This is a genomic window from Sphingopyxis selenitireducens, assembly GCF_051550705.1.
Lineage (GTDB): Bacteria > Pseudomonadota > Alphaproteobacteria > Sphingomonadales > Sphingomonadaceae > Sphingopyxis.
In genome coordinates, this window is record NZ_JBPULG010000003.1 from 313,730 (window position 1) to 336,262 (window position 22,533).

Consider the following 22,533-nt stretch of genomic DNA (forward strand, 5'->3'; position numbering starts at 1 on the left):
GTCCCTTGGGGATTTGATCGATTTTGTCCATGGCTGCGTCAGCGCGCCTTGGAATATTTTTATATGCCTGCGTTCCGCTTCCTTGCCCTGAACAAAATCGCTTCAAACCTCGATCACGCAATTGGAGGGTTCTGACCCCTGCAAGGGCTTTCGGTTGCGGCGATGGATGCTCCCCCTATATGGGCTGCATCGTAAAAGGCAAAGAAGGTAGGGTTGCGGTGATTTCGATCATGCTCAATGGCGAGCAAAGGCAGGCGCGCGAGGGCAGCATTGCCGATCTCGTCGCATCGCTGGGGCTTGATGTCAAAAAGGTCGCGGTCGAACGCAACCGCGAAATCGTACCGCGCTCGACCCTGGCCGACGTCGCGCTCGCCGAGGGCGACGAACTGGAAATCGTGCATTTTGTGGGAGGCGGTTGTTGACCGATCAATGGAGTGTGGCCGGACGGACATTCACGTCGCGGCTGATTGTCGGCACCGGCAAATATAAGGATTTTGAGCAGAATGCGGCCGCGGTCGCGGCGTCGGGGGCAGAAATCGTCACCGTCGCGGTGCGCCGCGTCAATGTGTCCGATCCCACCGCGCCGATGCTCACCGACTATATTGACCCCAAGAAGATCACTTACCTGCCGAACACCGCGGGCTGCTTCAACGCCGACGACGCAATCCGCACCTTGCGGCTGGCGCGCGAGGCGGGCGGCTGGGATCTGGTGAAGCTTGAGGTGCTGGGCGAGGCGAAGACGCTGTATCCCAATATGCGCGAGACGCTTGAGGCGACCGAAGTCCTCGCGAAAGAGGGCTTCCTGCCGATGGTCTATTGCGTCGACGATCCGATCGCCGCGAAGCAGCTTGAGGATGCGGGCGCGGTCGCGGTGATGCCTCTCGGTGCGCCGATCGGGTCGGGGCTGGGCATTCAGAACCGCGTCACGATCCGCCTGATCGTCGAGGGCGCTTCGGTGCCGGTGCTGGTCGATGCAGGCGTGGGCACGGCAAGCGACGCCGCAGTGGCGATGGAGCTTGGCTGCGACGGCGTGCTGATGAACACCGCGATCGCCGAGGCGAAAGACCCCATCCGCATGGCGCGGGCGATGAAGCTCGCGGTCGAGGCTGGGCGCGATTCCTGGCTTGCGGGACGGATGGGCGTGCGGCGCTATGCCGATCCGTCGAGCCCGCTGGCAGGATTGATCTGACGCCGACGTCATGAAAGTCCTGCCGCTCCTCGCCGCCGCATTCCTGTTCGTGCCCGAAGTCGCGGGCGCGCAACCGTCCTTCGACAGCCACGTCCATCTGTGGGACGGCGAAAAGTCGATCGGCGAATATGAGGCGCAGGTGAAGGGCGCGGGACTCGATCTCGCCGGTTTCGGCGGGATGTGGTTCGGCGGCCCGAACCAGGCGCTTGCGGGCAATCCCGACGATATTCGCGCGCGCAATGATGCGCTGCTCGCGCTGGCGGCGAAGCATCCGGCGATGGCGCCGATCGCGACGGTCCATCCCTATGACGGGGCGGCCGCGCTGGCCGAATTGCAACGCGTCGCCGGGCTGGGCGTGAAGCTGCTCAAAATCCATCCGCATACGCAAAAATTCGATCCCGCCGACGCGCGGGTCCTGGCGCTGGTCCGGCGGGCGGGCGAACTGGGCGTCACCGTCGTGATGGACAATGCCAATATCGTTCCGGGCGGCGATAGTGAGAAATTATTCAACCTTGCGCTCGCGGCGCCGAAGACGAAATTCATCTTCGCGCATATGGGCGGGCTGAACTTCCGCTTCTGGAATATCCTCAAAATGGCGCGCACCGCCGAGGGATTGTTCGGCGACAATATCTATTTCGACATTTCGGCGATGGTCACGCTCGCCGCCGATGCACCGATCGAGGAAGAGTTTATCTGGACGATCCGCAACGTCGGGGTCGATCATGTCCTGATCGGGTCCGACTATCCGCAATTCTCGCTGGAGCAGACGCTCGCGGCGTTCGAAAAGCTCGATCTCACTGCGGCCGAAAAGGCGAAGATCCGGTCCGCGAATGCGCGCGTGTTGTTCGGGCTGAAACGCTAGAGCGCCTGTTTTCTACGCCGTGATCAAGAGCGATGACGAATGGCAGGAAGCGACCGATTGCAGACATGCCGACTAAAGCTCATAATTCGCGAATGAGGATATGGATTCGCCGTTTCGCCGTTTCGTTCATAATCGCCATACTGCTCGGAGCCTTTGCATGGGTGGTCCTTATTGAGGTAGTCCTCACCTCGTTCTCGCCGAACGTGTTGTTGAATTTGCTGCTTCCAGTGGGCTTTGTCATCTTAGCTTTGGCCGGTTGGCGGATAATCGTTGCGCTCTACAAATGGGCGCCAAACAAGCCACAAACATTAGCGAGCGTCCGCTAGCGACCGTTTGCAGACACGTTTCAATTGCCATAAGTTTTGGAGAACAAAACTTTGGGGTTTCCAAGATTGCATTGGCTTATACGATACCACGATCGTCTCATAACTGAGATGGAGCGCGACCCGCCTTGGAGCGGCTACGGCAAACTGGAATGTCTTTGGCTGATTTTTTTGGGCGGAGGCCTCATGTTTGCATTTGAATATGCAACCGGGCTCGCTGTCCATAATACATTTTGGGTTGTGCCCTTTTTACTGCCCGGCGTGATCTGGTATCTTTACCTCACGAAACGCTACGTTCTCATACTCGCCCGAAGGTTGCGCTCGCCACGAGTATAACTCCCACGTCCGCTTCCCACCCCAAAACTGACGCCCTCTAGACATCTCACCCCATCGAGACATCCAGCCCCATCGCGGCCAGCAAATGCGGCTGCTGATCGGCCGATACGATCATTCCTTCGAGGCTTGCCAGTTCCCTGAGGTTCAAGCCCGCCAGTTCCGCGCCGCGAACGTCTGCGCGCGCAAGCCTGGCGCCGGCGGTCAGCGCAAGGACGAGATCGGAGCCGCGCAGGTCTGCGCCTTCCAGATTGGCGTCGAAAAGCACAGCTTCGCGAAAGCTGGAGCCGGAGAGGTCGCAATCGGGCACCCGCAATCCGTTGAGGTCGGCAAACTCGAGGTTGCAGCTACGCAACGTCGCCGCCGTCTTGACGAGCGTGCGCCCGAAGGTGCGGCTGAAATCGGCCTTGTCGAACGCGGCGCCGCGCAAGTTACACGCTTCGATCTCTACCCCGAACAGCGTCGAACGATCGAATTTCGCAAATGACAGATCGCAGCGGTTAAACCGCGTCTGTTCGATGCGGGAGAAAGCGAATTGCACCCCGACATGGCCTTCGTCGTCGATGAAGGAGCAATTGTCGAAGGTCGCATCGCGCAGGTCGGCGTTGGCAAAGCGGCAGCGAATGAGGCGGCATCGCGTCAACCGCGCATCCTGCAGGCATGTTCCCGTAAACTGTACGTCGCGCATTACGCAGTCGGTCAGTACCGCACCGGCGAGGTCGGCATCGACGAAATCATGGTCGGACAAATCCGCGTCCTTGGCGATGCAATTGGGTTCGAGCTTCACCATCGTCTCCATCTTCTCGGAATTTCGTTACCGATAAGCGCGGGGGTGGAACGTATCAAGAACAATGAAGAATATGAGCAATATGGTCGATCATCCTTCGCCAGCAACGCTTTGTCCCGCGCGCCGGAACATCCGCCCCGGCGCCCCGTTGATCAGGCAAGAGGCTATGCTGCCTCGGAATGAGCCAAGGAGAACCCCCATGGGTGAATTCACCGAAAAGGCGAAAGGCATCGCCAACGAAGCTGCCGGCAACACCAAGCAGGCGATTGGCAAGGCGACCGACAATGAACGCCTGCGCGCCGAAGGCGAAGCGCAGGAACGCAAGGGCGAGGCCCAGAATCTGAAGGGCAAGGTTCAGGGCGCGCTGGGCGACAAAATCTGACGATCTTTACGACCGTCGCGCAAGAAAAGGCCCCGTTCCCCTCGGGGCCTTTTTTTCTGCCTGCGGGGCAGGCTATTTCCCGCCGGAGGCGACCAGATCGACGTCGGTCATCCCGCCGTCGCGGCGCATGAACAGGACATAGGCAAGATCGCCCTTGGTCCCGCCGAGCATATGTTCGTTGCCATTGACCCGGTGGTCGCTCGTGTAGCCATTGTGAACGGCGAGGGTGTGGTAATAATCGAGCACGATTTGCATCGGTGCGGCGGTCTGGAAATTGACGACGCGGATATTGCACTGGCCGCCGTCGATCCCGGCGGCCTCGCGCAGTGTCGCACGCGGATAGACTTTGAACGCGGCGGGCAGGCGTTCGGCCCAGGCGTTTCCATAGGTCAGCTTGGCGTCACAACCGCCCTTAGACTGTTCGCGAGCGAGAGCACCGATGGTGACGGGGCGTTCCTTTGCCTCACAGCCATCGCAGCCCGCCTCGAATGGCAGGGCCTTGGGAGTGGGAAGCAATTTGCCGACCTTCAGCGCGGCGGCGGCTTCGGCAGCGGTTGCGGCCTTGCCGCCCGCGATACCGGGGACCCCGCCGTCGATGGGGCGGTTGCCCGGTCCTGCGGCGTTCCGGTTCGCCTGACCCGTCAGCTTGGGATCGACCATGATCCGGTCTTCCAGTGCGCCCTTGATTGCGGGGTCGGCATCGGTCAGCCCGTCGTCGATCGGCTGGAGTTCCGCCTTCGCGTCGGGATTGTCCCGGCAGCCCGCGAGCGGCGCGGCGAGGATCAGCAAGCCGGTGACCAGCCATTTTCCGCGCGACATCATAGCTAGAACTCCCTCAATCCCAGGCTCCGATCGCCAGTATAAGATGAGGCAAATATGAGCAAATCCCGCGAAAGGGCAGGGGTTTGTCAGTCAAAAACTGTGCCGTGGTGAGACGCTTTGTGCCAGCAGGGCAATGACGCTAGCGGCTCAGGGAAGGAATTCCTTGCGCTTCACACGCCATGCGTCGGCACTTTGCGTCCATGCATCGACGGGCGCGTCTTCGAAAGGCGGGGGCAGGCGGGTCGGGCCGCTGTTCGTTGCGCCCAGCCGTTTGGCGAGGGCCTGAGAGCGTATATTGGCGGGGTCGATGCTGTGCATCAGCTCGGGCCATTTCAGAAATTCGACCGCGAAATCGCAGGCCGCGACACTGCCTTCCAATGCATAGCCCTTGCCCGCGAATTTGGCGCGAACGCCATAGCCGATTTCGGGTGCTGGCCAGCCTTCGGGTTCCCATGGACCGAGCCGTCCGACCCATTCACCGGTTTCGCGTTCGATCACCGAGAACATCGAAAAGCCGCGGATATGCCAGGCTCCCGCGAGCGTGCACCACATGCGCCAGGCCTGCGACCGGGGGCAGGCGCCGCCGATGAAGCGCATCGTATCTTCTTCGGCGCACATGTCGGCGAAGCCGTCGAAATCCTCGGTTGCGGGCGGTCGCAGAATCAGCCGTTCGGTGACGAGCAGGGGGCCGTTCAACATCGTCGGTCCTTTTTCGAAGGGGCGCAATAAAGCACGGCTTCTGCGGCAAGAACCCCGGCGGGGCAAGGCGAAAGGGCCATTTTCAAACGCGTAGAGGGCGCCAACCAAGTTGGCGCCCTCTCCATCACGGGTGCGGGCGGAGGGGTCTCGGACCCGCGCCTGCAATGGGAACTCTGTCGCTTGGCTTAGCGGCAGCGATATTTGTCGCGGTCGATCTCGCGGCCGAGCAGAGCGCCAGCGCCCGCACCGATCACGGTGCCGAGCAGCTTGTCGCCGCGGCCGGCGATTTCATTGCCGGCAAGACCGCCGACAGCGCCGCCGATAAGCAGGCCGGTCGTGCCATTATCCTTTTTGCAATGATAACGGCCGTCATTGCCGCGCCAGACGCGGCTGTTCGCACCCAAGCGCTCGTCGCGCGCATATCGGCGATCGCGATGCTTGCGCTTGTGAAAGTCGCTCGCCTGTTCAAGATTATGATAGCCCGTCGCCTTGGCGGGGGCGACGATGCCGGCATAGGCGGGGGCCGTTGCGATGACGCCGACGGCAACAAAAGCGCCCATCAGGCCTTTGGTGAAGTTAAGCATTTCAAATCCTTTCCTGGTCTTGCGCCTCGATCCCGCAAAGGGGGAGCGGGTGCTTCGGGGGGAGAACGAGTGGAATCTGTCCGACGTTGCATTAACCCTAGGCAACAAGACGAACCGAGTAGTATGGACGACGAACCGAAAGGGCCTTGCCGCGTCGCGGCGGGCATGCGACACGTCTGCACATGCTTAATATCGCCTCGCTCGCCATTGGCGTTATCGCGCTTATTCTCGCGGTGTTCGCTTTCATCCCCTTTCTCGGCGCGGCAAATTGGGTGATCATCCCCTTTGCCGTGGTCGGGCTTGCGCTCGGCGCGATGTCGGACAAGACGAGCGGGCGCAATTTGAACATCGTCGTGGTCGTCATTGGCGTTGTCCGCCTGATGCTGGGCGGCGGTCTTATCTGATCCGCCGGAAACGAGCCGCATCATGACCCAGCCATCGGCGCCCGTCCCCCCGGGAAGCCATCAGGGCGGTTTGCCCTATGCCCTCGCCGCCTATGCGATCTGGGGCATTGTTCCGCTGTTCTTCAAATTGCTGACCAGCGTGCCGCCGATCGAAGTGCTGGCGCAGCGGATCATCTGGTCGCTGCCCTTGTGCTTCCTGATCATGATATGCCGCCGACAGATCGGCGATTATCTGGCGGCGTTCAGGGATTGGCGCGTGCTGCGGATGCTGATCGCCAGCTCGGCGCTGATCGCATTGAACTGGCTGGTCTATATCAACGCCATTTTTACCGACCATGTGCTGGCTGCCAGCCTTGGCTATTATCTCAATCCGCTGGTCAATGTGATGTTGGGGATGATCTTTCTGGGAGAAAGGCTCAGCCGTCTGCAGGCGCTTGCGGTGGCGTTCGCGGCGGTCGGCGTCGCCATCCTGCTCGGAGGGGCGCTCGATACGCTGTGGATCAGCCTGACGCTGGCCTTCACCTTTGCTTTCTATGGCCTGATCCGGAAGGTCATACCCGTCGGCGCGCTGCCCGGCCTCGCGATCGAGACGACATTGCTGATGCCGGTGGCGATCGCTGCGGCGGGATATTATCTCTGGATCGGCGATGGTCGCGGCTTTGGAACGGGTACGGGGATCAGCCTGTTGCTCGCGGCCGGGGGCGTTGTCACCGCGGTGCCGCTGCTCCTGTTCGCGACGGCGGCGCGGCGGATGAGCTTTGCCGCGCTCGGCTTTGTGCAATATCTCGCGCCGAGTATCGTCTTCCTGCTCGGCCTGTTCGTTTTTGATGAGCCGCTGAAGCCGGTGCAGCTTCTCTGTTTCCTGCTGATCTGGGTCAGCATCGCGATCTTCAGTTTCGACATGTGGCGCAAGATGCGCGCCGAGAAGATGGTGGCGGTGGCTTAGGCAGCAACCAGCCGCCAGCCCAGCGTTTCGCCCGCATGGAAAGGCACGACCTCGCCGCAGCGATCCGGAACGACCGTCTCGCCGCGTTCCAGCGTGATCGTGCCGCTGTTCAGCGGCAGGCCATAGAAATTCGGGCCATGCTCGCTGGCGAAACCCTCGAACTTGTCGAGAGCGCCGTCCTGGTCGAAGGCGGTGATGTAGGATTCCAGCGCGAAAGGCGCGTTGAAAATGCCCGCGCAACCGCATGCGGCTTCCTTGGTGTGCACCGCGTGCGGCGCGCTGTCGGTGCCGAGGAAGAATTTGGGTGAGCCCGAAGTCGCTGCGGCGCGGACCGCGACGCGATGCGCTTCGCGCTTGGCGACGGGCAGGCAATAGGCGTGCGGGCGGATGCCGCCGACGAGCATCGCGTTGCGGTTGATGTGCAGATGCTGCGGGGTGATCGTCGCGGCGACATTGGCGGGGGCATCGGCGACGAACTGCGCCGCTTCGGCCGTCGTGATATGTTCGAAGACGATCTTCAGCGTGGGAAGCTGCTTCACCAGCGGCGCCAGCGTGCGGTCGATGAATACGGCTTCGCGGTCAAAGATATCGACGTCATGGTCGGTGACTTCGCCGTGGATCAGCAAAGGCATTCCGATTTCGGCCATGCGTTCGAGCACGGGCATGATCTTCGCGATATCGGTCACGCCATGCGCGCTGCCCGTGGTGGCGTTGGCGGGATAAAGCTTGGCGGCGGTGAACACCCCTTCGGCATGGCCGCGTGCCATCGTGCCGGGATCGCTGTTGTCGGTCAGATAGGCGACGATCAGCGGGGTGAAGTCGACCCCGGCCGGAACCGCGGCGCGAATGCGGTCGCGATAGGCGATCCCCTCGGCGGCCGTCGTCACCGGCGGCGACAGGTTCGGCATCACGATCGCCCGCGCGAACTGGTGCGCGGTATAGGGCACGACATGATCGAGCATCGCCCCGTCGCGCAGGTGGACGTGCCAGTCGTCGGGGCGGCGGATGGTGATGCGGTCGGTCATATGGCTCTCGCGGGTAAAATGGGCGCTTGGTTTTGGCTGCCGCGTCCCTAGATTATCGCCATGACCAATACCACCCTCAACGATCGCGCGCTCATTCGTCTGTCGGGCGAGGATGCCCGCGGTTTCCTGCAGGGGCTGGTGACCAATGACGTATCGGGCAATCTGCCCGTCTGGGCGGCATTGCTCAGCGCGCAGGGCAAGGCGCTGTTCGATTTCCTGATCTGGGGCGACGGCGACGATATCTTGATCGACTGTGAGAAGGACGCGGCGGACGACCTCGCCAAGCGGCTGAAACTCTATCGCCTGCGCCGCGCTATCTCCATCGAACGCGAGCCCGATCTGGCCGTCCATTGGGCGCCGGGGGGCGATCTCGGCGTCGTCGATCCGCGCCTGCCCGGCCTCGGCCAGCGCTGGCTGGCACCGGCCGATGAAGGCGAGGGCGCCGATGCCGCATGGCGCGCGCACCGGCTCGCGCTCGGCGTCACCGAAGGCCGCGCGGAACTTGGCGACGGGACAACCTTGTGGCTCGAATGCAATGCGGTGGAATTGAACGGCGTCAGCTTTTCCAAGGGCTGTTATGTCGGTCAGGAAAATACCGCGCGGATGAACTGGCGGCAAAAGGTCAACCGGCGGCTGGTCGTCGTGCCGCTCGCCGAAGCCGACGAAAAGCGACAGGTCGTTGCCTATCCCGAACTCGGCTGGTCGGTCGAGCATCGCCGGGTCGAAAATATCGATGCGGCGCGCGCGCCGGGATGGATGCGCGAAGGGCTTGCTGCCACCGGTTCATGACAGGTGCAGCCATTGCTGATAATAAACCGTCATGCGCGCTTTCCTGATATCGTCGGCGCTAGCCGCCGCCCTCGTGATACCGCCAGCTGCGGCCCTCGAACCTGTCGAGCCGACGGCCGGGGCAGAGGCCGGGACACCGGCGTCGCTGTTGCCGGTCGAGCCTGAAGCCGCATCGCCGCCGTCCATCCTTGCGCCGCTTGCCGCTGATTCCGCATGGGTGCCGCGTTTCGAAGCCGCGGCCGACGAGCTGGCGGACGCCCTCCGTTCGCGCGACGAGGCGCAGTGGGCGCCGTTGCTCGGCGGGCAGTGGCTGACCGCTGCCGGGCGTGAGCGGGTTGGCGCCTTGTTGCGCGACCGGGCCAGTCCTTTTCTTCCCGCTTTGTTTTCAAAAGGTTTTACGCATCGTGCCGTTTTGGGTTGGCATGCACCGGCATCGCTGAGCGCCGATGAACGCGCGGCGATCGAGGACGGGAAAGAGGCCGAGTCTCTGGTGTGCTGGTCGGCGGGCGGAAAGGGCGACTCATTATGGCCGACGACCGCGCGGGAGGCCGACAATCGGCCGGGGCGTCCCTATGCCTGCGCCCGGATTGCCTATAGCATTCGCGGCGACACGCCGACCTGGCGGGCGTTCATCGACTAAGGCGAGGGCGACCTTGCGGTGGTGGGTGGACGGCCGGATATCTTTACCAATCTCCAACGATAATCCGGGATAACAAGTCCCATGTTGGGGCGTATCCTTGTTATGGCCGCGATGATCGCGGCGGTATCGGTCGGCATGGCGCGCTGTGCCAGCCGGACGACCAGTGGCGACATCGCACAATCGGCCGTGAAATCCGTCGACGACGGCGGCTGGAGCCAGCGCGGCGGAAACGGCTGGTCATCCACGTCGGCCCGAAAAACCGGGGCAGGCGAAGTGCGTCTGGGCCGCTCGGGCGATTCGCATTTCTATGTCGATACGCGCGTCGATGGCGCGAGCGTCAAGATGATGGTCGATACCGGGGCGTCGATCGTCGCGCTGACCCGCCGCGATGCGGAGGCAATCGGGATCGACGTCGACGCTCTGCCGGTCGCCGGAACCGCGCGCACCGCGGGCGGTGAAGTGCCGATGCGGGTCGTCATGCTGGACAGCGTCGCGATCGACGGGCTCGAGGTGCGCGGGGTGCAGGCGGCGGTGATCGACGCCGACATGGGCGTCTCGCTGCTGGGGCAGAGCTTTCTCTCGAAACTCGACGCGGTGAATGTTGCCGGTGACATGATGACGCTGCGCTGAGGCGCCCGGGCTTGCCAAATCCCGTGGCTTTGCCCACATCATCCGGCATGAACGCTCCCAATCCTCCGCTGCGCGCCGCGATCGTGCCCGTCACCGCCTTTCAACAGAATTGCACCCTCCTGTGGTGTACCGAAACCAACAAGGCAGCTTTCGTCGATCCCGGCGGCGACCTCGACAAGCTGAAGGAGGCGGTCAGGCAGACCGGGGTGGAGGTCGAGAAAATCCTCGTCACTCATGGCCATATGGATCATTGCGGACAGGCAGGGATGCTCGCGAAAGAGCTCGGCGTGCCGATCGAAGGGCCGCACGAGGACGACCGTTTCTGGATCGAGCAATTTGCCGAGGATGGCGACCGCTTCGGGATGGTGGGCGAATCGTTCGAGCCCGACCGCTGGCTGGTCGATGGCGACACGGTGACCGTCGGCAATCTCACCATCGACGTCATCCATTGCCCGGGGCATACGCCGGGGCACGTCGTGTTCCATCACGCGCCGTCGAAGCTCGCGATCGTCGGCGATGTCATTTTTCAGGGATCGATCGGCCGCACCGACTTTCCGCGCGGCAATCATCAGCAATTGCTCGATTCGATCACGCAGAAATTATGGCCGCTCGGCGGCGACACGACCTTTCTGCCCGGGCATGGCGCGCACAGCAGTTTCGCGCACGAACGGCGCAGCAATCCCTTTGTCGGCGATATGGTGCTGGGGACGGCGGGTTAATTCCCCTCCCGCCGCCGGGAGGGGGGATGCGTTTACTTCTGTTCCAGAACGACCGTCTCGGTGACGCTGGCGCCGGTGATGCTCGCCGGGCTTTGATACACTGTAATCAGCGCCGTGGCGGCAAGGCCGATCTGGGTCAGCATGGTGATGATCGTGCCGACCAGCCGGGCCCACATCATGCCGTCCATGCCCATCGCATGCAGGATGCGGCCGATCAGATAGAGCGCGCCGGCGCCCCACAGCCAGGTCGAGGACCCCAGACCCAACTCGACAAGTGCGAGCAGGATCAGCACGAAAGCGGTGTTTTCGACATAATTGCTGTGCGCGCGCATGCGCCGCGTCACCAGTTCATTGCCGCCGTCGCCGACGAAAATCTTTTCCTTCGTCCGCACCCGTCCGACGCGGACCGAGAGCCAAAGGTTGAGCAGCGCCGCTCCGGCGGCGATCGTCAGGCTGACAGGCAACAAGATCATAGTTATCCCCCAATGGATCGGCCGGTGCGCCCCTGCAGTCCGGCGAGGCGAGAGATGTGGCATTCCCATAAGGGAAGGGCAAGCGCGTCCGTCCGCAACATCATCGCTCCAAACGCGATCCGGGGCTTGCCTTTGCGGGCAAAAACGCTATAGCCCCGCCCGATCCGGCACCCGACACCATCAGGCGTTGAGGCACCCTCCGGCGGAAGATTTTTCTTGTCATATCCAGACAGGAACGGGCTTCGGCACGGCGGGCGGGCCAGTTATTCCCGGTAACGAGAATGACAAATCCGGGTTTGCCGATTCGTGTAAACATTTAAGAATGCAGGAAATATCATGGCCGTCCCCAAGCGAAAAACCTCGCCCTCGAAGCGTGGCATGCGTCGTAGCCACGACAGCCTGAAGGTTGAAGCCTTTCAGGAATGCCCGAATTGCGGTGAGCTGAAGCGCCCGCACAATCTGTGCAATGCCTGTGGCCATTATAATGGCCGCGAAGTGGTGTCGGTCGGCGCGTAACCATTAGCCGGAGGGCGTCATCATGAGCCTGACACCGCGAATCGCAATCGATGCGATGGGCGGTGACGTCGGCGTGCGCGTGATGTGCGCAGGCGCGGCGATGGCACGCCACAAGCATGACGGCCTCCGCTTCCTCCTCGTCGGCGACGAGGTGCGGATCAAGGCGGCTCTCGAAAATCACCCGAATCTCCGCGCGGCGACCGACATCATCCACACCGATGGTGTCGTCACCGGCGAAGACAAGCCCAGTCAGGCGCTTCGCAAGGCGAAGAGCACCTCGATGGGGCTGGCGATCGACGCGGTAAAACGCGGCGATGCCGGCGGAGCTGTGTCTGCGGGAAATACCGGCGCGTTGATGGCGATGGCCAAGCTCGCGCTGCGTACCATGCCGGGGATCGACCGCCCGGCGCTCGCGGCGCTGCTGCCCTCGCTGGGCGACAATGACGTCGTGATGCTCGATCTTGGCGCCAACACCGACTGCGACGCCAACAACCTCACGCAATTCGCGGTCATGGGCGCGGCTTATGCGCGCACCGCCATGGGCCTCGAGCGCCCGCGCGTGGCGCTGCTCAACATCGGTACGGAGGAGCTTAAGGGCACCGACGAGATTCGCGACGCCGCGGCGATGCTGCGCGCTGCAAAGGGTCTGCCGATGGAGTTCACCGGCTTTATCGAGGGCGACAAATTGTCGCGCGGCGATGTCGACGTGATCGTTCACGACGGTTTCTCGGGCAATATCGCGCTGAAGACGATCGAGGGAACCGCGCGCTTCGTGACCGACCTGTTGCGCCGCGCTTTCACCAGCTCGACCCGTTCGAAGATCGGTTTCCTGATCTCGCGCCCGGCGACCGAGTTGCTGCGCCACCATCTCGATCCCAACAATCACAATGGCGCCGTCTTCCTCGGACTGAACGGCGTCGTATTGAAAAGCCATGGCAGCGCGGATGCCAAGGGGGTCGCCAATTGCGTCCACCTGTGCGCCGAGCTGATCGAAAAGGACATTACGCGGCAGGTGACGCAGGATCTGGCTAATTTCCGCAGCGGCGACGCAGCATGACCCGCCGCGCCATATTGGCCGGGACCGGGTCGGCATTGCCCCGCACCCGCGTATCGAACGCCGAACTAGCGACACGCGTCGACACCAGCGACGAATGGATCGTCGAACGCACCGGCATCCGTTTCCGCTATATTGCCGAACCCGATGAGACGACCGCGACGCTCGGCGCCGCAGCCGCGCAGCAGGCGCTGGCCGCTGCCGGCCTTCAACCGTCGGATATCGGCCTGATCATCGTCGCGACCGCGACCCCCGACAACACATTTCCCGCCAGCGCGACCAAGGTGCAGGCGCTGATCGGCGCGCCCGATTGCATCGCGTTCGACGTCGCGGCGGTCTGTTCGGGCTTTCTCTATGCCGTGTCGGTCGCCGATTCGATGCTGCGCACGGGCGCCGCGAACCATGCGCTGGTGATCGGTTCGGAAACCTTCAGCCGCATCCTCGATTGGGAAGATCGCACGACCTGCGTTCTCTTTGGCGACGGCGCGGGCGCCGTAGTGCTGTCGGCCAAGGATGTCGACGACGATCAGGGCATTCTTGCGACGCGGCTGCACGCCGATGGCCGGCATTCGGGCATGCTCTATGTCGATGGCGGACCGTCGACCACCGGCACCGTCGGCCATGTCCGCATGCACGGGCGCGAAGTCTTCCGTCACGCCGTCACCAATCTTGCCTCGGTGCTGGGCGAAGTGCTCGAAGACACCGACCTTTCGCCGAGCGATGTCGACTGGGTCGTGCCGCATCAGGCGAACCGCCGAATCATCGACGCGACCGCAAAAAAGCTGGGGCTCGACCCCGCGCGCGTCGTGATGACCGTCGATCAGCATGCCAATACGTCCGCGGCGTCGGTGCCGCTGGCGCTCGACCTTGCGGTGCGCGACGGGCGCATCAAGCGCGGCGATCTGGTGGTGCTGGAGGCAATGGGCGGCGGCTTTACCTGGGGCGCTGCGGTTCTGCGGGTCTAGGCCAGCAGCCGGCGCCAGCGGCTTTGCGCCGCTGGATGATCTTGTCGCATCAACTCTTCCGTCCATCCATTTCAGTTTGGCGGATTTATTCGCTTTTGTTACAAGGTGCTTCGGGACTCGCGAAGGTGGGGGCCTTCCTGATCCCGAATATGCATTCGCTTCAGTAGGGGGAAGGGAAGATGATGGCAGCAGGGACACTCACCCGGGCCGATATCGCGGCGCGCATCAACCAGCAAATTGGTCTGTCGCGCAACGAGTCGGCGCATATCGTCGAATCGATTTTGAACCATATGTCCGACGCGCTTGCCGACGGGCAGAATGTGAAGATTTCGGGCTTTGGCACCTTCGTCCTGCGCGACAAGGCGGAGCGCGTCGGCCGCAATCCCAAGACGGGCATCGAAGTGCCGATCCTGCCGCGACGGGTCATGACCTTTCGCGCCAGCCAGACGATGCGCGCCCGCGTCGCGGGTAATTAATATGGGATGCCGCCATGTCTGACGTCGACGATTCGGGCAATGGCGGCCCCAGTGACAGCGGCAAGGCCGTCGGCGCGATGTTGGCGATCGGCGAACTTGCGACGCGCATCGGCGTGCCGACGCATGTGCTCCGCTATTGGGAAACCCGTTTTCCGCAGTTGAAGCCCCTCCAGCGCTCGGGGCGCCGCCGCTATTACCGTGCGGAAGATGTCGCGCTCGCCGAACGCATCTATCATTTGCTTCATGTACAGGGTTTCACCGTCGAAGGCGCGCGCAAGGCGTTGTCGGATACGGGCGCCGTCGAGCCCGCTGCGGCGCCTGACGCTGCCGCCACGCGCTCGCCGCCGGCGGAGAGCGCCGCCCCGGTGCAAAGTGTTTCGGGGGTTCCGGTCGAGGCGCTGATCGCGCTCCGCCGTCGCCTCGCGGCCGCGCTGAGCGCTTAGTCAGCTATTCTCATCGTCATTGCGAGCAGGGTAGCGAGGCGGCAATCTCCCGCTGTCGATTTTGCACAAGGCTGATGGTTGGAGATTGCTTCGCTTCGCTCGCAATGACGATTTAAAGCAATGCGATCACGTTCAGTCGATTGCCGGCGACAGGGCCGGGTCGAGGTCGCGCGGCCGGATGAACTGGGTGAAGCGCGCCATTCCGGCGTCGAGTGCATGCCAGTCGTCGATATCGAACTCGAGCCGTGCCAGCGCCGATGTCGGCAGCTTCTGATCCACCTTGGCGCGCAGTTCGTCGTCTGGCGATTCGGGGACGAGCATCAGGATCAGATCCTCAAGCCCCGGATTATGCCCCGAGATCAGCAGGTGGGTCGCATCGCGGCCGCCTTCGCGAATGACGTCGATCAATGTCGCCGCCGACGCGAGATAGATGCGCCGGTCCCAATGCGGTTCGAGATGGTCGAGGCCGGCGGCGGGCTGGAAGATGTCGAGCGTCTGGGTCACGCGCACCGCAGGTGAGGCAAGAATCTGATCGACCGGCAATTTCTGTCGTTTCAGCCATTGGCCGATCAGTTCGGCGCCGCGTTGGCCGCGTGCATTGATCGGGCGGTCGAAATCGCGCTCTACGGCGGCGTCCCAGCCCGATTTGGCGTGGCGCAATATCGTCAAACTCTTCAAAATCTCTCCCCGCGCCGCGGCGCCATTCCCTTGGTTGGGCTGCCTTGTGCCGCAAACTCATGACGGTGAAAAGGCAGCAAAGGCGCTTTTTCTCCGCTCGACATTGGCCGCCGCGACATGGTTCACGACTTCGTCGAGTGGCAGGCGCCGGATCGGTGTGCCTTCGGGAAAGGCGCTGAGCAATCGCGACGGGAAAGAGGATGACAGCATCACGAACTGCCCGAAATCGTCGGCGCGGCGGATCAGGCGGCCGAACGCCTGACCGATGCGGCCGCGAATGACCATATCGTCATAGGCGCTGCCGCCCTGTGCCGCGCGTCGCGCCGCGTGGAGGATCGTCGGGCGCGGCCAGGGCACGCCCTCCATCACCACCAGCCGTAGCGATTCGCCCGGCACATCGACCCCGTCGCGCAGCGCATCGGTGCCGAGTAGCGAGGCATGCGGATCGGCACGGAAAATATCGACGAGCGTCCCGGTGTCGAGCGGATCGACATGCTGGGCATAAAGCGGCAGCCCGGCGCGCGCGAGCCGGTCGGCGACGCGCGCGTGGACGATGCGCAGCCGCCGGATCGCGCTGAACAATCCCAGCGCGCCGCCGCCCGACGCCTCGATCAACCGGCTGTACGCGCCCGCGAGCGCTGGCAGGTCGCCGCGCGCAATATCGGTGACGATCAGCACCTCCGACTGGCGGGCATAGTCGAATGGGCTCGGGACCGCGAAATGCCGGACGCTGCCGTCGAGGTGGCGCGCCCCGGTGCGGATATCGGCGTCGGCCCAGCCGCCATGGCCGTGGCCACCGTTGCGAAGCGTTGCGGAGGTAACAAGCACGCCTTGCGCGGGGCGATAGACCGCCTCGGCGATCGGGCGCGCGGGGTCGAGCCAGTGGCGGTGGAGCCCACAGTCGAACTCGCGCCCGTCGTATCGATCGACCGCTAGCCAGTCGACGAAATCGGGGTTGGCGGGGCCGCCGACACGCCCGAGCAGCGACAGCCAGCCGCCCAGCGTGTCGATACGGGTATTCAGGCTGTGGCGTGCGCCGTCGATGCGCGCGCGGGCCTGTCCGTCGAGCCAGTCGGGCGGATCGTCGATCAGCGCCTCGAGCCGCTTGCCAAGCGCCAGCAGCGGGCGAAGCAGCGCGTCGAGCGCGTCGCTTGCCTTCGCAGCGGCATCCACCAGTCCGGCATCAGGGTCTGCGAGTTCGGTTTCAAGGCCATAGCCGCTGTCGGCGGTTTTCGTTTCGACCGCGCGGGCGAAGGTCATCGCGCGCACGGCGGCGAGCAGTCGCTCGACCGCACCCCACGGATCATTTTCGGTCAGCCGGCCGAGCCAGCCGTCGCCGGGCAGTTCGGCGGCGGCAGCGATGGCCGCCTGAATCGCGCGGTCGCCCGCCTCATCATAGCTTGCGAGGTCGGCGAGGCGTGCCGCGAGCCCGCGCCGTCGCCCGCGCGACTTGCCCTCGGGGCCCAACACCCAGCGGCGGATTTCGACCGCTTCCTGCCCCGTCAGCGCGGCGGCGAACATCGAATCGGCGGCGTCCCACAGATGATGGCCTTCGTCGAAGATCAGCCGCGTCGCGGGGGCGCCACCGTCGCGCGGGCGCGCCGCTTGCACCATGGTCAGCGCATGGTTGGCGATGACGATCTCGGCCTGCGTCGCGGCACGCGCCGAGCGTTCGATGAAGCATTTCCGAAAATGCGGGCAGCCGGCATAGATGCACTCGCCGCGCCGGTCGGTCAGCGCGGTGGTGCCGTTGCGGCGGAAGAGCGCGGGGAGCCAGCCGGGCAGGTCGCCGCCGATCATGTCGCCGTCGCGGCTATAGGTTGCCCAGCGCGCGACCAGTTGCGCAAGGATCGCGGCGCGGCCCGAAAAGCCGCCCTGCAATGCATCCTCGAGGTTGAGCAGGCAGAGGTAATTTTCGCGGCCCTTGCGCACCACCACCTTCTCGCGGTGGGTCGCAGCGTCGGGATAGAGCTTCTCGGTTTCGCGCGACAGCTGGCGTTGCAGCGCCTTGGTGAAGGTCGAAATGCAGATGCTGCCCGCCGACTGGTCGATCCATTGTTTCGCGGGGGCGAGATAGCCCAAGGTCTTGCCGATCCCGGTTCCCGCCTCGGCGACCAGCATCTGCGGCGCGTCCTTGCGCTCGCGCGGTTCGAAGATGGCGGTGACGACGCGGGCATAATCCTGCTGTCCCGGCCGCCGTTCGGCGCCTTCGCCGGTCAGCCGGTCGAGCCGCGCGGTGACGTCGTCGACGTTGACCGTCACTTGACGAGGCGGCAGGCGCGGCGCGCCTTCCTCCCATTCGGGCAGGCGCGCGAACAACCAGCGGTCGGCCTGATCGGGCGGGGCGAGGCGCGGCTGGACCAGTGATGCCCATGGCCAGCGCTGGCGACCGAGCGCTTGAAGCCCGTGCCAGGCGCCCTCGCGCTCGGGCCAGTCGGGGTCGGCCAGGCTCGCGAGCATCGCAGCGGCGGCCTGCGGCAGAAAGGCGGCGATATCCTCCTCGGCTTTGGGTGGCTCCAGGCCGATTGCTGCGGCGATTCCCGCCGGGGTCGGCACGGCGAAGCGCGCCGGGTAAAGGAAAGCGAACAACTCGAGCAGGTCGAGTCCCGACAATTCGGGATAGCCCAGCCGGTCGCCGGCCAGCGTCGCGCCGAGCAGCAGATGCGGGGTCGCCGCGACCGCGGCGATCGCCTCGCCGCGCCCGACGCGCTGCACACGGCCATCGGCGCTGGCGATCCAGATGCCGACGTGACTCGCATGGATCGCGGGCAGGGGAGGGAGAGCGATGGGGGGCACCGCGCCAAACTAGGGACAAAGCGCGAACGCGGCAACCCGCGCTCGTCCCATAATTCGTCGGTGGGGGTCAGTTCAACCCGCGACGTCCAAAGCTCGCCGGCCGATTGCTCAGGAAAATCCGCGCCGGGTCGATCATCGCCGCGCCGCGCGCGCGTTCGAGGGCATTGAACAGCGGGCCGTGCGTCAGTTCATAGGGAAAACGCACCCCCATGCGGTCGAACTCGGACCACATGACGACGGCGTAAACGACCGCGCCGCCATAATGGATTTCGCAGCGCGATCGTGCGGGCAGGCTGACGCCGTCGACCCGCGCGCCGCCCTCCGACAGGTCGGTGATCCGGCCATCGACATGGTTGAGCACGCCGTTGACGGTGATGTCGATCGAGACGGCGGTGCGCTTGTGGCCACGGGGCTGCGGGGTGCGGTTGGTCATCATGCGGTGATCTTAGGCACAGCATGGTAAATTTCGGGTAACCATGATGCTCTTCTCGTCGTCACGTCGATCGATGCCTGGACGGATTCGGACTATATTTCCGACGGATGAAGTCATTATATGGGGAAATCCCGTATTTAAATCAGTGGATAGAGACTATGCAAATCAGGACATGGGCGATCGCGGCGACGATGCTGGGCCTTGCGCACACCGGAAGTGTGGCTGCGCATGCCGAAGAGGCACCGCGTCCGAATGTCCCCCATCAGGCGGCGCGCGCGCTGGTTGGCAATACGCTCGTCTACGCCAAACCCTCCCGGCCCGGCGAAGAGGCGGCCGCCTTTCTCCGGCTCGACGGCACCGGCCTGATGGCGACGCGCGGGCCGGATGGTGCGAGTGAGCCGCGCCCTGTTCGATGGGCCAATGTTTCGGACGGGACATTCTGTATTACGGATGCCGGGCGCCCGTTATCGGATGGAGATTGCGGAATTCTCTCGGTCGACGGCGCCCGCGCGACGCTGGCCCCAGCGAGCGGGCCGGTCTGGACCGGCAGGGTACTGGAAGGCGATGCGTGGACGCTCGCCCCGGCGGGGCTTTCGGGGGAAAGGCTTTCCGGGAGAGCGGCAATCGACGCGCTGGTGGGGAATACGATCGTCTTCATTCCAGAGGGCGGCGGCCGGGAATATCGGGCGCATTATTTCATGCCCGCCGGAAAAGCCCGGCGGGCGCATAATGAACAGCCCGATTTCGATCATTGGGTGCTTCAGGCCGATGAAAAATGGTCGATCCGTGGAAAGGATGATCAACTGTGCCTGAGCGAAGGTCAGTGGAAGGGAAGTTTCTGCGCCGCCATTTCGATCGCCGGCGATCTTGTGACCTTGCGCGACGACAGGATCGGCCCCCTCCATGCCCGGTTCCTGAAAGGGGATGCACGCCACCTCTCGCCCACGGCGGAGGCTGCGACCCGAAAGACGGCCGATGAATTGATCGGCAACAGCCTGTTGCTGAAGGCCGCCGACCGGGATGCCGAAACCGACAGCGTCGTCTATTTTCTGAACGATGGTTCCGGCTCGGCCAAATGGCGCGACGGGGCGCCGACGGCGATCAAATGGGTGGTGCAGACCGACGGCAAGCTTTGCGTTGCCGAGCAGCGGCTGGAATTTCGCGATCAGGATTGTGCCAGCCTGTCGATCGACGGCGACACGGTGACATTGGCGGCGCCGGATCGCCCCGCCATTCCCGGCCGCCTCCTGAAAGGCAATGCACTGAAACCCTAAGCGCCTCGGGCCCCAATTGCTGGAAGAATGCGGCCTTTCCTACATTGCCGCTTTATGTTTCATTCTGCTCCCGTTGCCGACCGATGCCTTTCGGCGTCGCGAGGCGAATTGCGAATGAAGTTGCGCAGATTTCCGCCCTTCTTTCCATCCTGCTTTCTTGCCGCTATGGGCGCTTTCATGACTGATATGCATCTTGATCCCGCCCTGCGCGCTGCCGCGCAAACCTCCAAGGCCTGGCCGTTCGAGGAAGCGCGCAAGGTGCTGAAACGCTATCCCGACGGCAAGGCCGGCGGCGAGGCCGTGATTTTCGAAACCGGTTATGGCCCGTCGGGGCTGCCACATATCGGTACTTTCAACGAAGTGCTGCGCACGACGATGGTCCGCCGCGCCTATGAGGCGATCACGGCCAATGAATCTGGAGTGGCTGCGCCGACGCGCCTCGTCGCGTTCAGCGACGATATGGACGGGCTGCGCAAGGTTCCCGACAATGTCCCGAACGGCGACATGCTGCGCGAACATCTCGGCAAGCCGCTGACCGCCATTCCCGATCCGTTCGGCAAGTTTGAAAGTTTCGCGCACCATAACAATGCGATGCTGCGCGAGTTTCTCGACCGTTTTGGCTTCGACTATGAATTTGTCAGCTCGACCGAACGCTACAGGTCGGGCGCGTTCGACGATGCGCTGAGGAACGTCCTGCGCCACAATCAGGATATCCTCGACATCATGCTGCCCACGCTGCGCGCCGAGCGCGCCGCGACCTATTCGCCGATCCTGCCAGTCAGCCCCACGTCGGGGATCGTGCTGCAGGTGCCGATCACCGTCGTCGACGCCGACGCGGGCCTCGTGTCGTTCGAGGATGAGGGCGAAACGATCACCCATTCGATCCTCGGCGGCGGTGCGAAGCTGCAGTGGAAAGTCGACTGGGCGATGCGCTGGGTCGCATTGGGCGTCGACTATGAAATGTATGGCAAGGATTTGACCGACAGCGGCGTCCAGTCGGGCAAGATCGCCAAGGCGCTCGGCGGCCGTAAGCCCGAGGGGCTGATCTACGAAATGTTCCTCGACGAAAAGGGCGAGAAGATTTCGAAGTCAAAGGGCAATGGCCTCAGCCTCGAACAGTGGCTCGACTATGGCAGCGAGGAAAGTCTCGCCTTCTTCGCCTATCGTGAGCCCAAAGCGGCGAAGCAGCTTCACATCGGCGTGATCCCGAAGGCGGTCGACGAATATCTTCAGATGCGCGGTAATTATGCCGCGCAGGACGGCGACAAAAAGCTCGGCAACCCGGTGCATCATGTCCATGTCGCGCGTGGAGAGCCGGTTCCGACGAAGGAACTGCCGGTGACCTTCGGCCTGCTGCTGAACCTCGTCGGGGTGATGGGCGCCGATGCGTCGAAGGATCAGATCTGGCGCTACCTCGGCCAATATGTTGAGGGCGCCGATGCGGCGACCTATCCCGAACTCGATGGCCTGATCGACAATGCGATGGCGTATAACCGCGACTATGTCGCGCCGACCTTGCAACGCCGCAAGCCGCAGGGCGGCGAGGGCGCCGCGCTCAAGGAACTCGACAACAAGCTCGCGGCGCTTCCCGCCGATGCGGGTGCCGACGATATCCAGAACATCGTGTACGAGATTGGCAAGAACGAGGCCTATGGGTTCGAAAATCTGCGCGACTGGTTCAAGGCGCTGTACGAAACCCTGCTCGGATCGAGCGCGGGGCCGCGTATGGGCAGCTTCATCGCCTTGTTCGGGATCGACAACACGCGGCGGCTGATTGCCGAGGCTTTGGCCTGAGGGAACGAGATATGGCGACATATGAACTGGTGCAAATCAACATCGGACGCTTTCGCCTGCCGCCGGATCATGTCGCCAACCGCGATTTCATGGATGCGCTCGACCATGTGAACGCCGCCGCCGAAGCCGCCGACGGGTTCATCTGGCGGCTCACGGGCGACGGCAATAATGCGACCGATGTGCCGGTGACCGACGATCCGCACATGATCGCCAATATGTCGGTCTGGCGCGATATCGATGCGCTCGCTGCCTATGTTTATCGCACGCCCGATCATCTGACGATCATGAAGCGGCGCAAGGAGTGGTTCGACCATATGGCCGTGTATCAGGCGCTGTGGTGGGTGCCCGCGGGCCATCGCCCGACGGTCGCCGAGGGCATGGCACGGATTGCGCTGCTCGCGGCGAACGGCCCGACGGCCGATGCTTTCACTTTCAAACGGCCCTTCGACGCGCCCGACGGCACGCCGGCGCTGCCGATCCAGGACGAGTGCGCCTGA

General features: G+C 63.6%; 27 protein-coding genes. 18 read left to right on the plus strand and 9 right to left on the minus strand.

Going from position 1 to position 22,533, the window contains the following annotated elements; genetic code table 11:
• Positions 1 to 29 precede the first annotated feature (29 nt).
• The 3 genes from thiS to ACSYDV_RS11485 are packed head-to-tail and all read left to right on the plus strand — an operon-like array spanning position 30 to position 2,051.
• Positions 30 to 422, plus strand: a complete 393-nt coding sequence (gene thiS, locus ACSYDV_RS11475) for a sulfur carrier protein ThiS (protein ID WP_438323949.1) — start codon at positions 30 to 32, stop codon at positions 420 to 422.
• Positions 419 to 1,189, plus strand: coding sequence for a thiazole synthase (locus tag ACSYDV_RS11480; protein WP_438323950.1), 771 nt, complete (start codon positions 419 to 421; stop codon positions 1,187 to 1,189). Before thiS ends, ACSYDV_RS11480 begins: the two co-directional genes overlap by 4 nt.
• Before the next feature lie 10 nt (positions 1,190 to 1,199).
• Positions 1,200 to 2,051 (plus strand): amidohydrolase family protein, encoded by an 852-nt coding sequence (locus ACSYDV_RS11485; protein ID WP_438323951.1) that lies wholly within the window; start codon positions 1,200 to 1,202, stop codon positions 2,049 to 2,051.
• A 705-nt stretch (positions 2,052 to 2,756) separates the two neighbouring features.
• Here the strand turns inward: ACSYDV_RS11485 and ACSYDV_RS11490 are convergent.
• On the minus strand, positions 2,757 to 3,494 hold the full coding sequence (locus ACSYDV_RS11490) for a pentapeptide repeat-containing protein (RefSeq protein ID WP_438323952.1): 738 nt from the start codon (positions 3,492 to 3,494) through the stop codon (positions 2,757 to 2,759).
• Between the two features lie 199 nt (positions 3,495 to 3,693).
• Here ACSYDV_RS11490 and ACSYDV_RS11495 point away from each other — a divergent pair, with 199 nt between their 5' ends.
• Positions 3,694 to 3,876: a CsbD family protein gene (locus tag ACSYDV_RS11495; RefSeq protein WP_438323953.1), complete on the plus strand. Its 183-nt coding sequence runs from the start codon at positions 3,694 to 3,696 to the stop codon at positions 3,874 to 3,876.
• A gap of 72 nt (positions 3,877 to 3,948) precedes the next feature.
• On the opposite strand, the gene ACSYDV_RS11500 is transcribed toward ACSYDV_RS11495, so the two are convergent.
• From ACSYDV_RS11500 to ACSYDV_RS11510, 3 genes are all read right to left on the minus strand, one after another.
• The gene (locus ACSYDV_RS11500; RefSeq protein WP_438323954.1) at positions 3,949 to 4,698 is read right to left on the minus strand and encodes a hypothetical protein; all 750 of its coding nucleotides are present in this window, start codon (positions 4,696 to 4,698) and stop codon (positions 3,949 to 3,951) included.
• Positions 4,699 to 4,845: 147 nt separating this feature from the next.
• The gene (locus ACSYDV_RS11505) at positions 4,846 to 5,397 is read right to left on the minus strand and encodes a GNAT family N-acetyltransferase (RefSeq protein ID WP_438323955.1); all 552 of its coding nucleotides are present in this window, start codon (positions 5,395 to 5,397) and stop codon (positions 4,846 to 4,848) included.
• A gap of 185 nt (positions 5,398 to 5,582) precedes the next feature.
• A complete protein-coding gene (locus ACSYDV_RS11510; protein WP_438323956.1) occupies positions 5,583 to 5,981 on the minus strand; it encodes a glycine zipper 2TM domain-containing protein in 399 nt (132 codons plus the stop codon).
• 182 nt (positions 5,982 to 6,163) lie between these two features.
• On the opposite strand from ACSYDV_RS11510, the gene ACSYDV_RS11515 reads away from it, so the two are divergent.
• Positions 6,164 to 6,385: a hypothetical protein gene (locus ACSYDV_RS11515; RefSeq protein ID WP_438323957.1), complete on the plus strand. Its 222-nt coding sequence runs from the start codon at positions 6,164 to 6,166 to the stop codon at positions 6,383 to 6,385.
• A 22-nt stretch (positions 6,386 to 6,407) separates the two neighbouring features.
• Positions 6,408 to 7,331: an EamA family transporter RarD gene (gene rarD, locus ACSYDV_RS11520; protein WP_438323958.1), complete on the plus strand. Its 924-nt coding sequence runs from the start codon at positions 6,408 to 6,410 to the stop codon at positions 7,329 to 7,331.
• Here the strand turns inward: rarD and pyrC are convergent.
• The gene (gene pyrC, locus ACSYDV_RS11525) at positions 7,328 to 8,356 is read right to left on the minus strand and encodes a dihydroorotase (RefSeq protein ID WP_438323959.1); all 1,029 of its coding nucleotides are present in this window, start codon (positions 8,354 to 8,356) and stop codon (positions 7,328 to 7,330) included. The two genes, rarD and pyrC, sit on opposite strands and share 4 nt — an antisense overlap.
• Positions 8,357 to 8,416: 60 nt before the next feature.
• Between pyrC and ygfZ the strand changes: the two genes are divergently transcribed.
• From ygfZ to ACSYDV_RS11545, 4 genes are all read left to right on the plus strand, one after another.
• Complete coding sequence (ygfZ, locus tag ACSYDV_RS11530) at positions 8,417 to 9,145, plus strand: CAF17-like 4Fe-4S cluster assembly/insertion protein YgfZ (protein ID WP_438323960.1); 729 nt, start codon at positions 8,417 to 8,419, stop codon at positions 9,143 to 9,145.
• A gap of 31 nt (positions 9,146 to 9,176) precedes the next feature.
• On the plus strand, positions 9,177 to 9,785 hold the full coding sequence (locus ACSYDV_RS11535; protein WP_438323961.1) for a hypothetical protein: 609 nt from the start codon (positions 9,177 to 9,179) through the stop codon (positions 9,783 to 9,785).
• An 81-nt stretch (positions 9,786 to 9,866) separates the two neighbouring features.
• Positions 9,867 to 10,415, plus strand: a complete 549-nt coding sequence (locus ACSYDV_RS11540; protein WP_438323962.1) for a retropepsin-like aspartic protease family protein — start codon at positions 9,867 to 9,869, stop codon at positions 10,413 to 10,415.
• Positions 10,416 to 10,462: 47 nt separating this feature from the next.
• Positions 10,463 to 11,134, plus strand: a complete 672-nt coding sequence (locus ACSYDV_RS11545; protein WP_438323963.1) for an MBL fold metallo-hydrolase — start codon at positions 10,463 to 10,465, stop codon at positions 11,132 to 11,134.
• A gap of 32 nt (positions 11,135 to 11,166) precedes the next feature.
• On the opposite strand, the gene ACSYDV_RS11550 is transcribed toward ACSYDV_RS11545, so the two are convergent.
• Positions 11,167 to 11,607 (minus strand): MAPEG family protein, encoded by a 441-nt coding sequence (locus ACSYDV_RS11550; protein WP_438323964.1) that lies wholly within the window; start codon positions 11,605 to 11,607, stop codon positions 11,167 to 11,169.
• A 336-nt stretch (positions 11,608 to 11,943) separates the two neighbouring features.
• On the opposite strand from ACSYDV_RS11550, the gene rpmF reads away from it, so the two are divergent.
• The 5 genes from rpmF to ACSYDV_RS11575 all read left to right on the plus strand — a co-directional run bounded on the left by rpmF (position 11,944) and on the right by ACSYDV_RS11575 (position 15,061).
• On the plus strand, positions 11,944 to 12,123 hold the full coding sequence (gene rpmF, locus ACSYDV_RS11555; RefSeq protein WP_011541714.1) for a 50S ribosomal protein L32: 180 nt from the start codon (positions 11,944 to 11,946) through the stop codon (positions 12,121 to 12,123).
• Positions 12,124 to 12,145: 22 nt separating this feature from the next.
• Complete coding sequence (gene plsX, locus ACSYDV_RS11560; protein ID WP_438323965.1) at positions 12,146 to 13,180, plus strand: phosphate acyltransferase PlsX; 1,035 nt, start codon at positions 12,146 to 12,148, stop codon at positions 13,178 to 13,180.
• Entirely contained in the window at positions 13,177 to 14,142 is a 966-nt protein-coding gene (locus tag ACSYDV_RS11565) for a beta-ketoacyl-ACP synthase III (RefSeq protein ID WP_438323966.1), read from the plus strand. Before plsX ends, ACSYDV_RS11565 begins: the two co-directional genes overlap by 4 nt.
• A gap of 179 nt (positions 14,143 to 14,321) precedes the next feature.
• The gene (locus ACSYDV_RS11570; protein ID WP_438323967.1) at positions 14,322 to 14,618 is read left to right on the plus strand and encodes an integration host factor subunit alpha; all 297 of its coding nucleotides are present in this window, start codon (positions 14,322 to 14,324) and stop codon (positions 14,616 to 14,618) included.
• 14 nt (positions 14,619 to 14,632) lie between these two features.
• Positions 14,633 to 15,061, plus strand: a complete 429-nt coding sequence (locus ACSYDV_RS11575) for a MerR family transcriptional regulator (protein WP_438323968.1) — start codon at positions 14,633 to 14,635, stop codon at positions 15,059 to 15,061.
• 132 nt (positions 15,062 to 15,193) lie between these two features.
• Here the strand turns inward: ACSYDV_RS11575 and ACSYDV_RS11580 are convergent, their stop codons facing one another.
• The 3 genes from ACSYDV_RS11580 to ACSYDV_RS11590 all read right to left on the minus strand — a co-directional run bounded on the left by ACSYDV_RS11580 (position 15,194) and on the right by ACSYDV_RS11590 (position 18,971).
• Complete coding sequence (locus ACSYDV_RS11580) at positions 15,194 to 15,739, minus strand: SixA phosphatase family protein (protein WP_438323969.1); 546 nt, start codon at positions 15,737 to 15,739, stop codon at positions 15,194 to 15,196.
• A gap of 57 nt (positions 15,740 to 15,796) precedes the next feature.
• A complete protein-coding gene (locus ACSYDV_RS11585; RefSeq protein WP_438324286.1) occupies positions 15,797 to 18,526 on the minus strand; it encodes an ATP-dependent DNA helicase in 2,730 nt (909 codons plus the stop codon).
• A gap of 76 nt (positions 18,527 to 18,602) precedes the next feature.
• A complete protein-coding gene (locus ACSYDV_RS11590) occupies positions 18,603 to 18,971 on the minus strand; it encodes a PilZ domain-containing protein (RefSeq protein ID WP_438323970.1) in 369 nt (122 codons plus the stop codon).
• A gap of 155 nt (positions 18,972 to 19,126) precedes the next feature.
• Here ACSYDV_RS11590 and ACSYDV_RS11595 point away from each other — a divergent pair, with 155 nt between their 5' ends.
• The 3 genes from ACSYDV_RS11595 to ACSYDV_RS11605 all read left to right on the plus strand — a co-directional run bounded on the left by ACSYDV_RS11595 (position 19,127) and on the right by ACSYDV_RS11605 (position 22,533).
• The gene (locus ACSYDV_RS11595; protein ID WP_438323971.1) at positions 19,127 to 20,242 is read left to right on the plus strand and encodes a hypothetical protein; all 1,116 of its coding nucleotides are present in this window, start codon (positions 19,127 to 19,129) and stop codon (positions 20,240 to 20,242) included.
• 177 nt (positions 20,243 to 20,419) lie between these two features.
• Positions 20,420 to 22,036, plus strand: a complete 1,617-nt coding sequence (locus ACSYDV_RS11600; RefSeq protein ID WP_438323972.1) for a lysine--tRNA ligase — start codon at positions 20,420 to 20,422, stop codon at positions 22,034 to 22,036.
• Positions 22,037 to 22,047: 11 nt separating this feature from the next.
• A complete protein-coding gene (locus tag ACSYDV_RS11605) occupies positions 22,048 to 22,533 on the plus strand; it encodes a DUF3291 domain-containing protein (RefSeq protein WP_438323973.1) in 486 nt (161 codons plus the stop codon).

Excerpts from the sequence above, each read along its gene's own strand:
- ACSYDV_RS11500 (WP_438323954.1), bottom strand. The coding sequence starts at position 4,698 with ATGATGTCGCGCGGAAAATGGCTGGTCACCGGCTTGCTGATCCTCGCC.
- ACSYDV_RS11570 (WP_438323967.1), top strand. The coding sequence starts at position 14,322 with ATGATGGCAGCAGGGACACTCACCCGGGCCGATATCGCGGCGCGCATC.
- ygfZ (WP_438323960.1), top strand. The coding sequence starts at position 8,417 with ATGACCAATACCACCCTCAACGATCGCGCGCTCATTCGTCTGTCGGGC.
- ACSYDV_RS11505 (WP_438323955.1), bottom strand. The coding sequence starts at position 5,397 with ATGTTGAACGGCCCCCTGCTCGTCACCGAACGGCTGATTCTGCGACCG.
- ACSYDV_RS11545 (WP_438323963.1), top strand. The coding sequence starts at position 10,463 with ATGAACGCTCCCAATCCTCCGCTGCGCGCCGCGATCGTGCCCGTCACC.
- ACSYDV_RS11565 (WP_438323966.1), top strand. The coding sequence starts at position 13,177 with ATGACCCGCCGCGCCATATTGGCCGGGACCGGGTCGGCATTGCCCCGC.
- ACSYDV_RS11595 (WP_438323971.1), top strand. The coding sequence starts at position 19,127 with ATGCAAATCAGGACATGGGCGATCGCGGCGACGATGCTGGGCCTTGCG.
- ACSYDV_RS11605 (WP_438323973.1), top strand. The coding sequence starts at position 22,048 with ATGGCGACATATGAACTGGTGCAAATCAACATCGGACGCTTTCGCCTG.
- ACSYDV_RS11600 (WP_438323972.1), top strand. The coding sequence starts at position 20,420 with ATGACTGATATGCATCTTGATCCCGCCCTGCGCGCTGCCGCGCAAACC.
- ACSYDV_RS11590 (WP_438323970.1), bottom strand. The coding sequence starts at position 18,971 with ATGATGACCAACCGCACCCCGCAGCCCCGTGGCCACAAGCGCACCGCC.
- ACSYDV_RS11485 (WP_438323951.1), top strand. The coding sequence starts at position 1,200 with ATGAAAGTCCTGCCGCTCCTCGCCGCCGCATTCCTGTTCGTGCCCGAA.
- ACSYDV_RS11550 (WP_438323964.1), bottom strand. The coding sequence starts at position 11,607 with ATGATCTTGTTGCCTGTCAGCCTGACGATCGCCGCCGGAGCGGCGCTG.
- ACSYDV_RS11540 (WP_438323962.1), top strand. The coding sequence starts at position 9,867 with ATGTTGGGGCGTATCCTTGTTATGGCCGCGATGATCGCGGCGGTATCG.
- pyrC (WP_438323959.1), bottom strand. The coding sequence starts at position 8,356 with ATGACCGACCGCATCACCATCCGCCGCCCCGACGACTGGCACGTCCAC.
- plsX (WP_438323965.1), top strand. The coding sequence starts at position 12,146 with ATGAGCCTGACACCGCGAATCGCAATCGATGCGATGGGCGGTGACGTC.
- ACSYDV_RS11495 (WP_438323953.1), top strand. The coding sequence starts at position 3,694 with ATGGGTGAATTCACCGAAAAGGCGAAAGGCATCGCCAACGAAGCTGCC.
- ACSYDV_RS11575 (WP_438323968.1), top strand. The coding sequence starts at position 14,633 with ATGTCTGACGTCGACGATTCGGGCAATGGCGGCCCCAGTGACAGCGGC.
- rpmF (WP_011541714.1), top strand. The coding sequence starts at position 11,944 with ATGGCCGTCCCCAAGCGAAAAACCTCGCCCTCGAAGCGTGGCATGCGT.
- ACSYDV_RS11535 (WP_438323961.1), top strand. The coding sequence starts at position 9,177 with ATGCGCGCTTTCCTGATATCGTCGGCGCTAGCCGCCGCCCTCGTGATA.
- ACSYDV_RS11515 (WP_438323957.1), top strand. The coding sequence starts at position 6,164 with ATGCTTAATATCGCCTCGCTCGCCATTGGCGTTATCGCGCTTATTCTC.
- thiS (WP_438323949.1), top strand. The coding sequence starts at position 30 with ATGGCTGCGTCAGCGCGCCTTGGAATATTTTTATATGCCTGCGTTCCG.
- ACSYDV_RS11510 (WP_438323956.1), bottom strand. The coding sequence starts at position 5,981 with ATGCTTAACTTCACCAAAGGCCTGATGGGCGCTTTTGTTGCCGTCGGC.
- rarD (WP_438323958.1), top strand. The coding sequence starts at position 6,408 with ATGACCCAGCCATCGGCGCCCGTCCCCCCGGGAAGCCATCAGGGCGGT.